General features: G+C 70.6%; 12 protein-coding genes. 7 read left to right on the top strand and 5 right to left on the bottom strand.

Going from position 1 to position 15,120, the window contains the following annotated elements; all coding sequences use genetic code 11:
* Window positions 1-100 precede the first annotated feature (100 nt).
* Window positions 101-1,648 carry an RNA polymerase sigma factor gene (locus QFZ75_RS10730; protein ID WP_307535933.1) on the top strand — a complete coding sequence of 516 codons (1,548 nt, stop codon included), beginning with the start codon at window positions 101-103 and terminating at the stop codon, window positions 1,646-1,648.
* Window positions 1,649-1,889: 241 nt separating this feature from the next.
* A complete protein-coding gene (locus tag QFZ75_RS10725) occupies window positions 1,890-2,732 on the top strand; it encodes a serine protease (protein WP_307535932.1) in 843 nt (280 codons plus the stop codon).
* Between the two features lie 242 nt (window positions 2,733-2,974).
* Here QFZ75_RS10725 and QFZ75_RS10720 read toward each other — a convergent pair whose 3' ends face one another.
* Window positions 2,975-3,205: a hypothetical protein gene (locus QFZ75_RS10720; RefSeq protein WP_107021495.1), complete on the bottom strand. Its 231-nt coding sequence runs from the start codon at window positions 3,203-3,205 to the stop codon at window positions 2,975-2,977.
* A gap of 440 nt (window positions 3,206-3,645) precedes the next feature.
* On the opposite strand from QFZ75_RS10720, the gene QFZ75_RS10715 reads away from it, so the two are divergent.
* The 4 genes from QFZ75_RS10715 to QFZ75_RS10700 all read left to right on the top strand — a co-directional run bounded on the left by QFZ75_RS10715 (window position 3,646) and on the right by QFZ75_RS10700 (window position 8,866).
* On the top strand, window positions 3,646-5,769 hold the full coding sequence (locus tag QFZ75_RS10715) for a type IIA DNA topoisomerase subunit B (RefSeq protein ID WP_307535930.1): 2,124 nt from the start codon (window positions 3,646-3,648) through the stop codon (window positions 5,767-5,769).
* Between the two features lie 318 nt (window positions 5,770-6,087).
* Window positions 6,088-6,612, top strand: coding sequence for a DUF1453 domain-containing protein (locus tag QFZ75_RS10710; RefSeq protein ID WP_307535928.1), 525 nt, complete (start codon window positions 6,088-6,090; stop codon window positions 6,610-6,612).
* Window positions 6,613-6,788: 176 nt separating this feature from the next.
* Window positions 6,789-7,277, top strand: a complete 489-nt coding sequence (locus tag QFZ75_RS10705) for a DUF485 domain-containing protein (RefSeq protein ID WP_307535926.1) — start codon at window positions 6,789-6,791, stop codon at window positions 7,275-7,277.
* On the top strand, window positions 7,274-8,866 hold the full coding sequence (locus QFZ75_RS10700) for a cation acetate symporter (RefSeq protein WP_307535924.1): 1,593 nt from the start codon (window positions 7,274-7,276) through the stop codon (window positions 8,864-8,866). Before QFZ75_RS10705 ends, QFZ75_RS10700 begins: the two co-directional genes overlap by 4 nt.
* A gap of 88 nt (window positions 8,867-8,954) precedes the next feature.
* Here the strand turns inward: QFZ75_RS10700 and QFZ75_RS10695 are convergent, their stop codons facing one another.
* From QFZ75_RS10695 to QFZ75_RS10680, 4 genes are all read right to left on the bottom strand, one after another.
* Window positions 8,955-9,635, bottom strand: coding sequence for a response regulator (locus tag QFZ75_RS10695; RefSeq protein ID WP_307535922.1), 681 nt, complete (start codon window positions 9,633-9,635; stop codon window positions 8,955-8,957).
* Window positions 9,632-11,362: a sensor histidine kinase gene (locus tag QFZ75_RS10690; RefSeq protein WP_307535920.1), complete on the bottom strand. Its 1,731-nt coding sequence runs from the start codon at window positions 11,360-11,362 to the stop codon at window positions 9,632-9,634. Before QFZ75_RS10690 ends, QFZ75_RS10695 begins: the two co-directional genes overlap by 4 nt.
* Window positions 11,363-11,433: 71 nt before the next feature.
* On the bottom strand, window positions 11,434-12,384 hold the full coding sequence (locus QFZ75_RS10685; protein WP_307535918.1) for a sucrase ferredoxin: 951 nt from the start codon (window positions 12,382-12,384) through the stop codon (window positions 11,434-11,436).
* A 52-nt stretch (window positions 12,385-12,436) separates the two neighbouring features.
* Complete coding sequence (locus QFZ75_RS10680) at window positions 12,437-13,696, bottom strand: citrate synthase (RefSeq protein ID WP_307535916.1); 1,260 nt, start codon at window positions 13,694-13,696, stop codon at window positions 12,437-12,439.
* A gap of 136 nt (window positions 13,697-13,832) precedes the next feature.
* On the opposite strand from QFZ75_RS10680, the gene QFZ75_RS10675 reads away from it, so the two are divergent.
* On the top strand, window positions 13,833-15,023 hold the full coding sequence (locus QFZ75_RS10675) for a citrate synthase/methylcitrate synthase (RefSeq protein WP_307535915.1): 1,191 nt from the start codon (window positions 13,833-13,835) through the stop codon (window positions 15,021-15,023).
* Window positions 15,024-15,120 lie beyond the last annotated feature (97 nt).

The following is a 15,120-nucleotide window of genomic DNA, read 5'->3' as shown; positions in this document are numbered from 1 at the left end:
CGGCTCTCGCCCGCGCCGCCGGCCCACTCCAAAGCCGTCGGTCGTCGGCTCCGGTCCGCAGTGGACGGGGCCGGAAGCCGTTTTCCAACGTTCCGAGAGGTTGTTCGTGTCGGCCAGCACATCCCGTACGCTCCCGCCGGAGATCGCCGAGTCCGTCTCTGTCATGGCGCTCATTGAGCGGGGAAAGGCTGAGGGGCAGATCGCCGGCGATGACGTGCGTCGGGCCTTCGAAGCTGACCAGATTCCGGCCACTCAGTGGAAGAACGTACTGCGCAGCCTCAACCAGATCCTCGAGGAAGAGGGTGTGACGCTGATGGTCAGTGCCGCGGAGCCCAAGCGCACCCGGAAGAGCGTCGCAGCGAAGAGTCCGGCCAAGCGCACCGCCACCAAGACCGTGGCGGCGAAGACGGCGACGGCCAAGAAGGCCACCGCCACCGCCACGCCGATGATGCCCGCCACCGACGTTCCCGACGAGGACGCGTCCGCCGGGAAGCCCGTCGCCAAGAAGGCGGCAGCCAAGAAGGCCGTCGCGAAGAAGGCTGTCGCCAAGAAGGCGGTGGCCAAGAAGACCGCGGGCAAGAAGGACGACGCCGAGCTGGTCGACGACGATGCCGCCGAGGAGACCCCGGGCGCGGCCAAGGCGGCCGGCGACGAGCCCACCGAGGACGGCGCGCAGGGCTTCGTCCTGTCCGACGAGGACGAGGACGACGCGCCCGCGCAGCAGGTCGCCGCGGCCGGTGCCACCGCCGACCCCGTCAAGGACTACCTCAAGCAGATCGGCAAGGTCCCGCTGCTCAACGCCGAGCAGGAGGTCGAGCTCGCCAAGCGCATCGAGGCCGGTCTGTTCGCCGAGGACAAGCTGGCCAACGCCGACAAGCTGGCGCCGAAGCTCAAGCGCGAGCTGGAGATCATCGCCGAGGACGGCCGCCGCGCCAAGAACCACCTCCTGGAGGCCAACCTCCGTCTGGTAGTCTCCCTGGCCAAGCGGTACACCGGCCGCGGCATGCTCTTCCTGGACCTCATCCAGGAGGGCAACCTCGGTCTGATCCGCGCGGTGGAAAAGTTCGACTACACCAAGGGCTACAAGTTCTCGACGTACGCCACGTGGTGGATCCGTCAGGCGATCACCCGCGCCATGGCCGACCAGGCCCGCACCATCCGTATCCCGGTGCACATGGTCGAGGTCATCAACAAGCTCGCGCGCGTGCAGCGCCAGATGCTCCAGGACCTGGGCCGCGAGCCCACCCCGGAGGAGCTGGCGAAGGAACTCGACATGACCCCCGAGAAGGTCATCGAGGTCCAGAAGTACGGTCGTGAGCCGATCTCCCTCCACACCCCCCTGGGTGAGGACGGCGACAGCGAGTTCGGTGACCTCATCGAGGACTCCGAGGCGGTCGTCCCGGCCGACGCGGTCAGCTTCACGCTCCTCCAGGAGCAGCTGCACTCGGTCCTGGACACCCTCTCCGAGCGCGAGGCGGGCGTCGTCTCGATGCGTTTCGGTCTCACCGACGGCCAGCCGAAGACTCTCGACGAGATCGGCAAGGTGTACGGCGTGACGCGTGAGCGGATCCGTCAGATCGAGTCCAAGACGATGTCGAAGCTGCGTCACCCCTCGCGTTCGCAGGTCCTGCGCGACTACCTCGACTAGGAGGACGTCCCGACCGGGTCACCCACCAGGTCCCGGCCGCGGTACGTCACCGAGGGCCCGGCACCCCGCCAGGGGAGCCGGGCCCTCGGTCTGTGCGGCCAGGGGGTGGGCCCCGTCCGCACGGAGTCACGCAGCCGCGCAGCCGCGCCTGATCCGTGCGAACTGCGGGGCGCGGAGTGCGGAGCGCGGCTGCCTGGATCACGCTGGGTGTTTCATGACAATCCCAGAGTGAGGAGCGCGCATGCGTCGTCCCTTCGCCCGAGCACTGGCCCTGGCGGCCGCGGTGGCCGTGACACCGCTGGCCCTTCCCGTCCCCGCGACGGCCGATGTCGTCATCGGCGGCTACCCGGTCGAGATCTCCGGGGCCCCCTGGACGGTGGCCCTGTCCAGTCGTGACCGGTTCGGGGGTACCCGCGCGGGGCAGTTCTGCGGGGGCGCGGTGATCGGGCGGTCCACCGTGCTGACGGCCGCCCACTGCCTGGGCGAGGACGTGCTGGGCGCTCCCCCGCGCAAGGTCCGGGACCTGCGGGTCATCGCGGGACGCGGCGACCTGGAGGCGGGCGGGGGCCGGGAGATCGCCGTACGCGACATCTGGATCAACCCCCGGCACGACGGCTATACGAACGACGGCGACTTCGCCGTGCTCACCCTGGCGGAGCCGCTCGGCGCCGGTTCGGTCATCCGCATGGCCGGCGCCGGGAACGCCGCGTACACGCCTGGTACGGACGCCGCGGTCTACGGCTGGGGCGACATGACGGGGAGCGGCGACTACGCGGGCGCTCTGCGGGCGGCGCGCGTCAAGGTGCTGTCGGACACGGTCTGCGGAAGGGCCTATCCCGGCAGCGCGGACGGAACGTACCTCGCCGGCTCCATGCTGTGCGCGGGGCAGGCCCAGGGAGGCCGGGACGCCTGTCAGGGCGACAGCGGCGGGCCACTGGTCGCTCAGGGGCTGCTGATCGGCCTCGTGTCGTGGGGAGGCGGTTGCGGGCGGGCGGGGAGCCCAGGGGTCTACACGAGGGTCTCAGGGGCCGTCACGGCGCTGGAGGGGGCCACTGAGGACCGGCTTAAGGGTTCTGGGGTCTGAGCCCCGGGAGCCGGGTGAAGGACTCCGGGTCTGAGCCCTGAGTCCCGAAGCCCGGGGTCTGGGTTTGAGTCCCGAGTCCCGGGTCCCGGGTCCGGGTTTGGGCCGAGGGCCCTGAGAGGTGGCTTCGAGGTCTCCCGGACGGCTTCCGGGGACACGAGCGCGAACGGCCGCCCCTGGGGATTCAGGGGCGGCCGCCCGGTCACCGGCCTGTGCCGGAGATGGCTCGTCGTCTGCGCGAAGGGTCAGTGCTCTTCGTCGTTGGCGCTTGCCGGAGCAGCGGTCAGCCGCTCCGTCTCGTCCTGTATCTCAGCGGCGATCTTCTTGAGTTCCGGCTCGAACTTGCGCCCGTGGTGGGCGCAGAAGAGCAGTTCACCACCGTTGAGGAGGACGACGCGCAGATATGCCTGGGCGCCGCAACGGTCGCAGCGGTCAGCGGCCGTCAGCGGGCTCGCGGGGGTCAGAACAGTAGTCACGTCGCCTCTTCTCTAGCTCGACGAGCTGTCGTACCAGGGTCAACATCCAACCAGGCCGAAAACGTTCCCGCTTGTGGCTCTTCCTCGAAAAAAATCTTTCCGAGTCGGCTGTCTGCTGCCGGTTGGCGGCGAATGAGCCGTATTGCGTGTCTTCGTGTCTTACGGGTTTCGCACTCTGTCAGGTTCAGTCCTCCGGCTGGCTTGCCGGTTGTTCTTGAGGACGTGCCCGGAGCCTAAATGGTTCATGCCCCGAAGGGAACGTGATATGTACTTCACTCCAACGAGGGATCGAACACCCATACGACTCTGGACTAGTCTGCGTTTGGGACGAGGGTGGCGTTACAACGGCTCTACCAGGCCTCGGTACCCTCGGACCGGTGACCGAAGCCGGGCCCTTGCCCAAAAGGGTCCCAACTGAAATTCAGCGAGGAGCGAACCGCGTGACCGCCGAGACGTCCGTGCCGTCCACAGCCCTGCTGACCGGAGCAGACCGGGACGGTTCCAACTACACCGCGCGGCACCTGCTCGTCCTCGAAGGCCTCGAGGCCGTGCGGAAGCGCCCGGGCATGTACATCGGATCGACCGACAGCCGCGGTCTGATGCACTGCCTCTGGGAGATCATCGACAACTCCGTGGACGAAGCCCTCGGAGGCTACTGCGACCACATCGACGTGACCCTGCACGACGACGGCTCGGTCGAGGTGCGGGACAACGGCCGGGGCATCCCGGTCGATGTCGAGCCCAAAACCGGCCTCTCGGGCGTCGAGGTCGTGATGACCAAGCTGCATGCCGGAGGCAAGTTCGGCGGCGGCTCGTACGCGGCGTCCGGCGGTCTGCACGGCGTGGGCGCCTCCGTGGTGAACGCACTCTCGGCCCGTCTGGACGTGGAGGTGGACCGTGGAGGCAACACCCACGCGGTGAGCTTCCGCCGCGGTACGCCCGGCGCCTTCAAGGGCAACGGTGCCGACGCCGCGTTCGACGCCGCGTCCGGGCTGCGCAAGCTCAAGAGGGTTCCCAAGAACCGCACCGGCACGCGGGTGCGCTACTGGGCCGACCGCCAGATCTTCCTCAAGGACGCCAAGCTCTCCCTGGACAACCTGCACCAGCGCGCCCGGCAGACCGCCTTCCTGGTGCCCGGCCTGACCATCGTCGTCCGCGACGAGTACGGGCTCGGCGAGGGCGGCAGCAAGGGCGAGGAGTCCTTCCGCTTCGACGGCGGCATCAGTGAGTTCTGCGAGTACCTGGCCTCGGACAAGCCCGTCTGCGACGTGCTCCGCTTCTCCGGCCAGGGCAGCTTCAAGGAGACGGTTCCGGTCCTCGACGACCACGGCCAGATGACCCCGACCGAGGTCACCCGGGAACTGGGCGTCGACGTCGCGATGCGCTGGGGCACCGGCTACGACACGAACCTCAAGTCGTTCGTGAACATCATCGCCACGCCCAAGGGCGGAACCCACGTCGCGGGCTACGAGCAGGCGGTCGCCAAGACGATCAACGAAGTGCTGCGCACCAAGAAGATGCTGCGTGTCGCCGAGGACGACGTCGTCAAGGACGACGCCCTGGAGGGCCTCACGGCCGTCGTCACCGTACGGCTCGCGGAGCCGCAGTTCGAAGGGCAGACGAAGGAGGTTCTCGGTACCTCCGCGGCCCGTCGCATCGTGACGAACGTGGTCTCCAAGGAACTCAAGGCGTTCCTGACCTCCGCCAAGCGGGACCAGGCCGCACAGGCCCGCGTCGTCCTGGAGAAGGCGGTCGCCGCCGCCCGTACGCGGATCGCGGCCCGCCAGCACAAGGACGCGCAGCGCCGTAAGACCGCCCTGGAGTCCTCCTCGCTGCCGGCCAAGCTCGCCGACTGCCGCAGTGACGACGTGGAGCGCAGCGAGCTGTTCATCGTCGAGGGCGACTCGGCGCTCGGCACCGCCAAGCTCGCCCGGAACTCCGAGTTCCAGGCCCTGCTGCCGATCCGCGGAAAGATCCTCAACGTTCAGAAGTCATCCGTGTCGGACATGCTGAAGAACGCCGAGTGCGGTGCGATCATCCAGGTCATAGGAGCGGGGTCGGGGCGTACGTTCGACCTCGACGCCGCCCGCTACGGCAAGATCATCCTGCTCGTCGACGCCGATGTCGACGGCGCGCACATCCGCTGCCTGCTCCTGACGCTCTTCCAGCGCTACATGCGGCCCATGGTCGAGGCCGGCCGGGTGTTCGCGGCGGTGCCGCCGCTGCACCGGATCGAACTCAGCCAGCCGAAGAAGGGCCAGGACAAGTACATCTACACGTACTCGGACCGTGAGCTCCGGGAGACCATGCTCGAGCTCCAGCGCAAGAACGTGCGGTACAAGGACTCGATCCAGCGCTACAAGGGTCTCGGCGAGATGGACGCGGACCAGCTGGCGGAGACGACGATGGACCCGCGCCACCGCACCCTGCGCCGGATCAACATCTCCGACCTCGAAGCCTCGGAGCAGGTGTTCGACCTGCTGATGGGCAACGACGTCGCTCCGCGCAAGGAGTTCATCTCCAGCTCCGCGGCGACGCTGGACCGCTCGCGCATCGACGCGTAGGCGATCCCGCGGGCCGGTGATCCGACGGGGCCGCCCGCGGTGCTGCCCGAGGCTGCCGTCCGGCCTTGCGGTCGGCGCCCGGGGCAGCGGCACCCTGGGATAGCGGCTCCCGCGCGGGGAGCGGCTCCGCGGGGGCGGTGGGGACGCGACAGGGCCGCTCTCCACCCTCGGGTGGAGAGCGGCCCTCGTCGGAATCCACCCTTGATCCGCTCTTGATCCACCCTGGCGCCGATCTGCGGACCGGCCCGTCTTCGTAGCGTCGAAGGCGTCGGCAGCACCCGCTGCCGGCACCTTCCTCTCGCGCTCACGGAGGCCGCGATGTCCGGACTCGTCGATGCCCTGGCGATCCTCGCCGTTGTCATCCTGGTGATCGCCCGCCAGTTCCGCATCCGCCGGACGGAGGCGGACAGGCGCCGGTGGGTCCTGCCTGCGGTGCTGGTCTGCCTCGCCGTGCGGGAGCCGGGCCTGCTCGATCCCGGCCATCGGACGGCGTCCGCCCTCCTGCTCGGTGCCGAACTGCTCATCGCCCTGGTCACCGGCCTCGGCTGGGGATGGACCACCCGCGTCTGGGCCACGCCGGACGGAGCGGTGTGGAGCAGGGGCAGCAGGGCCGGTGTCCTCGTCTGGATCGCCGGCACGGCCCTGCGGGCCGCGCTGGTCGGTCTCGGGGCCCTGTCCGGTCTCCACCAGGGCACCTCCGGCCTGCTCCTCGGGCTCGCCCTGACGCTGCTCGTCCGCTCCGCCACCCTGGCCCACCGGGCGCGGGGACCGCGTCCGGTGCACGGGCACAACGTGGCATACGGCACGGACGTACCCCCGCCCTCGTGGCGGGAGCGGGTGTGACGCAGGCGTGTGTCCTGCGCGCTCCGCCGTTACGCCCATGCGGAGAGACTTGTGCGCCCACCAGGGGGGTGGGTCACCTGATGGGGTGAAGTGCACGGAGAGAAGAGTCAGGGATCTTCCCGATCTGTCCATCCTTGGGCACGCGGCCGGAACGGGCGGCGGACAAGGAGAGTTCGGTGGAGAAGCACGACGGTCCCGACTCCGGAAGGGCCCGGATCGACGACCCCTGGTACGACGCGCTCGCCTCCGGGTGGGGCGAGCTGGACGGCACGGGCGCACCGGCCCCCGCCGTGCCGCCCGCGCGCGGGCGGCCGGAGGACCACGACGCCCGTGCCGCCGATGTCTACCTGGAGGTGCAGCGCAGTGCGGCCTTCCAGGAGGTGCGCGGCCGGTACCGGAGGTTCGTGATCCCGAGCGTCGCCGTCTTCTTCACCTGGTACGTGGGATATGTCGTCACGGCGACCACGGCACCGGGCTTCATGGCGCGGCCCGTCGCCGGCGCGGTGAACGTGGCGATGGTCGCGGGGCTCGGGCAGTTCCTCACGACCTTCCTCTTCACCTGGGCGTACGCGCGGCACGCACGGCTGCGCAGGGACCGCGCCGCGCTCGACCTGCGCTGGGACACACAGGAACTGACGCGCGGTGTCGCGGGTGGTGGACGGTGACCGGGAACCACCAGACGCTGGCGCTGCTGCTCTTCAGCGTGTTCGTCGCGATCACCCTGGGAATCACGACCTGGGTGAGCCGCCACCGGCACGGCTCGGCGGAGGAGTTCTACGCGGGTGGCCGGCTCTTCTCGCCGATGGAGAATGGTTTTGCCATCGCGGGCGACTACATGTCCGCCGCCTCCTTCCTCGGTATCTCGGGGCTGATCGCGCTCTTCGGCTACGACGGGCTGCTGTACTCGGTGGGCTTCCTCGTCGCCTGGCTCGTCGTGCTCTTCCTGGTCGCCGAGCTGGTCCGCAACTGCGGCCGGTACACGCTCGCCGACGTCGTCGCCGCGCGCATGCGCGAGCGGCCGGTACGGATCGCGGCGGGAACGTCCTCGGTGACCGTGTCCGTCCTGTACCTGGTGGCGCAGATGGTGGGGGCGGGCAGCCTGGTCGCGCTCCTCCTCGGCGGCACGAGCGAGGCGGCGCAGACCTGGACGGTCATCGGCGTCGGCGCGCTCATGGTCGTCTACGTGTCGTTCGGAGGCATGCGGGCCACCACGTGGATCCAGATCGTCAAGGCGGTCCTGCTCATGGGCGGGGCGATGGCGCTGACGGTGCTCGTCCTGATGCGGTTCCACGGCGACTTCGACCAGTTGCTGCGTACGGCGGCGGAGCGCAGCGGGCACGGGAGGTCGTTCCTCGCGCCGGGGCTCAAGTACGGCGGGGACTGGACGGCGCGCCTGGACTTCATCAGCCTGGGCCTCGCGCTGGTGCTCGGCACGGCGGGGCTGCCGCACATCCTGTCGCGCTTCTACACCGTGCCGACCGCCCGCGCCGCACGCCGCTCGGTGGTCTGGTCGATCGGCCTGATCGGCGGCTTTTACCTGATGACGATCGTGCTGGGGTTCGGAGCGGCGGCGATCGTCGGCCCCGACGCCGTACGCGGATCGAACGCGGCCGGGAACACGGCGGTCCCGTTGCTGGCGCTCGACCTGGGGGGCGGTACCGCGTCCACCGGAGGAACGGTTCTGTTCGCGATCGTCGCCGCGATCGCCTTCGCCACGATCCTCGCGGTGGTCGCCGGCATCACCCTCGCCTCCTCGGCGTCCGTGGCCCACGACCTGTACGCGTCACTGCGGAGGCGGCGGGCGAAGCCGCGCAGCGAGGTGGCCGTGGCCCGCGCCGCCGCGGTGGGGATCGGCATCGTGGCCATCGCGCTCGGCCTGCTCGCGCGGGACCTGAACGTGGCATTCCTGGTGGGACTCGCCTTCGCGGTCGCCGCGTCGGCGAATCTGCCCGTCCTGCTGTACTCGCTCTTCTGGCGGAACTTCACGACGCGCGGCGCGGTCTGGTCCGTGTACGGGGGCCTGGTGCCGGCCCTGGTGCTGGTGGTGCTGTCGCCCGTGGTGTCGGGCAGCCCCGCCTCGCTCTTCCCGGGCGTGGACCTGCAGTACTTCCCGTTGGACAATCCCGGCCTGGTGTCCATTCCGCTGGGCTTCCTCGCGGGCTGGCTCGGCACGCTCACCTCGGCGGAGCCGCCGGACGAGGCCAAGTACGCGGAGACCGAGGTACGGGCACTGACGGGCGCGGGGGCGGTCTGAGAGCGCCTCCACGCCGGACCGAGCCTCCACGCCGGACCGAGCCACCACGGCGGACCGAGCCGCAGACCGACCCGGACCCGGGTGCACCTCAGGCGCGGGTCGCCCAGACGTAACGGTGTTCGGGGCGGCCCGCGTCGCCGTACTTCAGGCTCAGCGTGGCCCGCCCGGTGCGCTCCAGGAGCTTCAGGTAGCGCTGGGCGGTCTGCCGGCTGAGGCCGGTCCGGTCGGCGAGCTCCTGGGCGGACAGGGGGCCCTGCGCGTTCATCAGCGCCTGGCGCACGGCCTCCGCGGTGGTGGGGGAGTGCCCCTTGGGCAGGTTCGGCTCGGTGCCCGCCGAAAGCGCGCCGAAGATCCGGTCGACCTCCGCCTGCTCGGCCTCGCCGCCGCCGTCGAGGGTGCGGCGCAGCTCGGCGTACGCCTCGAGCTTCGCGCGGAGCCCGGCGAAGGCGAACGGTTTCACCAGGTACTGCAGGGCGCCGTGCCGCATCGCCGCCTGGACCGTGGTGATGTCCCGCGCCGCGGTCACCATGATCACGTCGGTCTGGTGACCGCGCCGCCGCATCTCCCGTACGACCGCGAGGCCCGTCCCGTCGGGCAGATAGTGGTCGAGCAGCACCAGATCCAGCCGAGGCAGCGCCTCCACCTGCCGCAGAGCCTCCGCCGCCGAGTGCGCCTCGCCCGCCACGTGGAAGCCGGCGACCTTCTCCACGTAGGCGGCGTTGACCTGGGCGACCCGGACGTCGTCGTCCACGACCAGTACCTCGATCATCGCGATCCCTCCTCGGTGGCCGTGGCGGCTTCCGCGGATGCGGACCCGTGCTCCGGTGCGGGTGCCCCGGATGCGCGCCCCGGTGGGGACACGGATCCCGGTGCGGACGCGGGTCCCGGCTCGGCCAGTGCCTCCGGCAGCACGACCGTGAACGCCGCGCCGCCGCCCTCCGCCTCGGTGACCCGCGCGCTGCCACCCTGCCGCTCGGCGAGCCTGCGCACCAGCGACAGTCCGATCCCGCGCCCGCGGTGGGCCGGCGGTTCCTTGGTGGACCAGCCGTCCGTGAACACCAGCTCGCGTTGCCCGGCCGGGATCCCCGGCCCGGTGTCACGTACCTCGAGCACGGCCGTACGCCCTTCCGCCCGCAGTTCGACCTCCACGCGCGCGTGGCGGGTGCCCGCGACGGCGTCGAGCGCGTTGTCGACGAGGTTCCCGACGATCGTGACCAGCCCGCGCGGGTCGACCAGCCGGTCGGGGAACAGCGTTCCCCCGGAGATCCGCAGGGCCACCGCACGTTCCGCCGCGACGGTGGCCTTGCCCACCAGGAGGGCGGCGAGCAACGGGTCGTGGATCTTCTCGGTGACCTGTTCCGCGGTGGCCCTGTGATCGCCGACCACCTCGCCGACGAACTCCACGGCGTCGTCGAACATCTCCAGTTCCAGCAGACCGAGCAGGGTGTGCATCCGGTTGGCGTGCTCATGGTCCTGCGCGCGCAGGGCGTCGATCAGGCCGCGGGTGGAGTCGAGCTCGCGGCCCAGCTGCTCCAGCTCCGTGCGGTCCCGCAGGGTGGCGACGGCCCCGCCGTCATCGGTCGGCATACGGTTCGCGACCAGGACCCGCTGCCCGCGGACGGTCAGCAGATCGGTTCCGCCGACGGTCCCGGCCAGCACATCGGTCGTGCGTCCTTCACCGAGCACCGCGCCGAGCGGCTGCCCCACGGCCTCGTCGCCGAGGCCGAGCAGCCGCCGTGCCTCGTCGTTGAGCAACCGGATCCTGCCGTCGCGGTCCAGCGCGACCACGCCCTCCCTGATGCCGTGCAGCATGGCCTCACGTTCCGCCAGGAGCCCGGCGATATCGGAGAAGGCCAGGTCACGGGTCTGCCGCTGCACCCGTCGCGAGATCAGATAGGCCGCCAGCGCGCCGACGGCCAGGGCACCGCCCGCGTAGGCGAAGAGCCCCGGGATCGCATGGATCAGACGGGCACGCACGCTGTCGTACTCGATACCGACCGAGACCGCACCGACGATCAGGCCGTCGGCGTCGCGCAACGGCACCTTGCCGCGCGCCGAGCGGCCCAGCGTGCCGTCGTCGATCTGCATGACCTCCCGGCCGGCCAGCGCCTCCCGCGGGTCGGTGGAGACGCGCCTGCCGATCTCGGCGGGATGGGTGTGCGACCAGCGCACCCCGCGCATGTTCATGACCACGACGTACTCGGCCCCGCTGGCCCTTCGGACCCGCTCCGCCTCGGCCTGTACGGGACCGTCCGCGGAGGGACCCGTCGACACGAGTTCCTCGGCGAGCTGCGGCTGCGCCGCCGTGGTCTGCGCGATCGCGAGCGCGCGACGCATCGCCTGGTCGTCCAGCTGATCGCTGAGCGGCGCGAGGAACAGGCCCGTCGCGAGCACGGCGACTCCGGCGGCGATCGCCACCTGCATCAGCAGCACCTGCGAGAACATCCGCTTCGGCATCCCGAGGCGCAGTCGTCGGGCAGGAGGAGGGGAACTCATACCCATGACGGTACGGGGAGCGGTGCGAGGGCCTGTCGGAGGTGTGGCGTGGATCTCGTCGAAACGCCTGGTCAGCGGGGCGCGGGATCCATGCCGGTAGTACGCGGCAGCTCGCGCACCGCCAGCACGTCCATCCGCGCCGGCGAACCCAGGACCGAGCCGCAGCTCGCCGGCCGAGGCGGCGACGAGGCGCCTTGGGCGACCGTGACGAGCCAGCGGCGGCCGTCGGCATGGGCGACCGTCACCTCCCAGCGGGGCTCCCCGCCCTCGGTACGGATCACGTCGAGCGCGTCGGCCGCGTCCTCGGACACCGCCGCCCGCACGGCCAGCTCGGCGGCCTGACCGGGCCGCTCCCACGCGGAACCGCCACGACATCCCTCGGTGACGACACGGCCTTCCCGTACGCCCTGGAGGACTTCCTTGACGGCGTGCGCCTCGGCGCGCCCATAGGCGTAGCCGAACGGCAGTACGAGGAGGGTGGGCGAGAAGCGATGGCCTCCCAGGTGCGTGACCTCCCACGCGCCGTCCACTCCGGAGGCGGCGAGTTCGGCGGCGAGGGGACGGCCGAGGAGGGCGCAGCACCGGTCGCGCTTGCCGTTGGTGCACACGAGGGCGAGCGGGCCGCCGGGGTGGGGGCGACCACCGAGAGCCTTGTCGAAGGTGCCGGGCCGGCCCCCGCCGAGTGCGGCGAAATCAAGGCCGAGCAGCTGTTCGGGGTCTGATGTGACGGCGTTGCGCAGCCATACGTTCCCCGGAGCGGTGTGGGCCGCGTACACCTGGCGCTCGGCGATCGTGCGGCGGTCGGCGTGACGCCCCGGGCGCCGGATCAGTGCGATGCGCACGCCGGTGCCCTCGGCCGCCTTCTCCAGGGCGCGGCCCAGTGCGGGATCCAGGTGGCTCGAGGTCAGCGCGTCGGCGCCCCAGGGACCTGGCTGTTCGACCAGCAACCACGTCCTCGCCGTGGCGGCAGTTCCCGCGAGGGGCTCTTCCAGGTCTCGTGAGACCTTCGCGCACGTACTCACAGAGGTGAGCCTAACCTGACCGGACTTACGAACGCCTCTGGGACGCGTGGTGTCACTGCTCCGGAAGCGGCCGGGGTGGCCTCTCCCCTACGTAGTGTCCGCTCGGGCGCATCCGCAGGGGTTCCTCGCCGTACTCCTCCAGGGTGTGGGCGATCCATCCGGCCGTCCGTGCCACGGCGAAGATCGTCTCGCCCGCCGAGGCCTGCATACCGGACGAGACCGTGAGGACGGCGAGCGCCAGATCGATATTGGCGTGCAGGGGGACGTGACGGGCCGCGGTGGCCACGACGTCCTGAGCCGCCGCCAGGGCGGGACGGGCACCGGGCATCTCCTCGAGGAGGGCGAACAGCGCCCGCGCGCGCGGGTCCTCGCCCTGGTAGAGGCGGTGGCCGAGTCCCGGGACGCGGCGTCCGGCACGGAGCTCGTCGGCGATCACCGGAGCTGCCGTGCCGTGGTCGAGGACCTCGAGGAGCATCCGGTGCGCCAGACCGCTGGCCGCTCCGTGGAGAGGGCCCTCCAGGACGCCGAGACCCGCCGAGACGGCGGCGTACGCGTGCGCGCGGGCCGAGGCGGCCACCCTGACCGCCAGGGTCGAGGCGGCCAGGTCGTGGTCGACGAGCAGGACGAGGGCCGTGTCCAGGGCCCGCAGGGATGCCTCCGGTGCCTCACGTCCGCTGAGCCGGGTCCACAGCCGGTGGGCGAGCGGACCGTCGTCCGTGTGGCCGTAACACTTGGGCGGCAGGGCGGCGACGAGCGTGGGGATCAGGGTGCGGGCCGTTCCCAGCACGGCCTCTTCGGAGAGGTCGAACCGCAAGGGATCGGCGGTCGCCGCGGCGATGGCGGCCACGCGGAGCCGGTCGGTGGGACTTGTGTGCTCGGGCAGCGCGTCGACGGCGCGGCGTGCCACCTCGACGGAGGCCGCGGGGGCGGTGAAGGTGGCGCCGGGGCGCAGCACGCCCGTCCAGAGCCACTCCGCGACCTCTTCGTAGGAGTGGTGTGCGGCGAGTTCCGTCGCGTCGACGCCCCGGAAGTAGTAGCGGTCCTCGTCGATCAAGGTGATCCGGGTGCGGACGGGGAGGCCGCCCACCGCGGGCGCACTCCCCGCGGGCTCGCGCCTGCTGCGGCGCGCGAGGGCTTCGACCTCCCCGGGGTCGAACGTGCTGCCCCGGCCGCCCGGACTGCTCCGGCTGCCGAGCCGGCCGCGGCTCACGTACGCGTATACCGTCTCCGGCTTCACACCGAGCAGCTCGGCGGCTTCCCTGGTGCTGATCCGCCGCCTTTCGTGCGTAGGGGCGGCTTCCTGATCCTTCATGGCGTCACCGTATCCGCGGATTACATATTGACTAAATCAACATTGACAATATTTGAGTCAAGCATGGACAGTCGAATCAAGTACAAGAAACGAGCGTAGGTCAGCGAGTCCGGACAACGAGTTGAAGGTGGCAGACATGTCGATCGATCGGGTCGCGGCCGGTAGGACCGCGGGTGCGTCCGCCGGTACCCCCGTCGACGTACCGCGAGGACTCGCGGGCGTCGTCGTCACCGACACCGAGCTGGGTGACGTCAGGGGTCTGGAAGGCTTCTACCACTACCGCCAGTACTCGGCCGTCGAACTCGCGCGCAGCCGTGGCTTCGAGGACGTGTGGCACCTGCTGGTGCACGGTGAACTGCCGGACGCGGCACAGCGTTCCGCGTTCGCCGCCCGGATCGGGGAGCTGCGGTGGCTGCCGCGGGAGGTGCGGGACGCGTTGCCCGCGATCGCCGCGGCCGGCGGCCGGTCGGGGGCGCTCGCCGGGATGCGGACCGCGTTGTCGCTGCTCGGCGCGGCGCGCGGCTTCCGGCCCGTGTACGACCTCGACGGCGAACAGCGCCGGGCGGACGCGCTCGCGGCATCGGCGGCGGTGCCGACGCTGCTGACGGCACTGCACCGGCTCGGGAGGGGTCTCGATCCGGTGGAGCCGCGGGACGACCTGTCATATGCCGCCAACTACCTTTACATGATGACGGGTTCGGAATCCGAGCCCGCCCGGGTGCGGGCTGTGGAGCAGTACCTGATCTCAACCATTGACCACGGATTCAATGCGTCAACATTCACTGCTCGGGTGATCGCGTCGACGGGTGCGGATGTGGCGGCCTGCCTGGTCGGGGCGGTGGGGGCGCTTTCGGGTCCGTTGCACGGTGGTGCGCCGAGCCGGGCGCTGGACACCCTCGATGCGATCGGGACGCCCGACCGCATCGACTCCTGGATCCGTGAACGGGTTCTGGCGGGCGACCGGATCATGGGCTTCGGTCATCCCGTCTACCGCACGGAGGACCCGCGCTCGCGCATGCTCCGCGAGATCGCGCAGGGGTTCGGTGGTCCGCTGGTCGACTTCGCCGTCGAGGTCGAGCGCCGGGTGGAGGCGATCCTGGCGGAGCTCAAGCCGGGGCGTGAGCTGCATACCAACGTGGAGTTCTACGCGGGCGTCGTCATGGAACTGTGCGGACTCCCGAGGGAGATGTTCACCCCGACGTTCGCGGCGGCCCGCGTGATCGGCTGGAGCGCCAACATCCTGGAACAGGCGGACGACCCGAAGATCATCAGGCCGGCGGCGCGGTACGTGGGACCGGGGGCGCCGGTTGTGGTGCCGACGGCGTGAAGAAATGTCACGCTGCAACCGGTAAGCTCAAAAAGGTCAACTTCAGTATCATTTCGGTCCGACTCGCGTGAGTGAACGTCGAGGCGGTAACGAACTG

The sequence above is a fragment of the Streptomyces sp. V3I8 genome (assembly GCF_030817535.1).
Lineage (GTDB): Bacteria > Actinomycetota > Actinomycetes > Streptomycetales > Streptomycetaceae > Streptomyces.
This window is presented reverse-complemented; position numbering and strand designations above follow the sequence as displayed.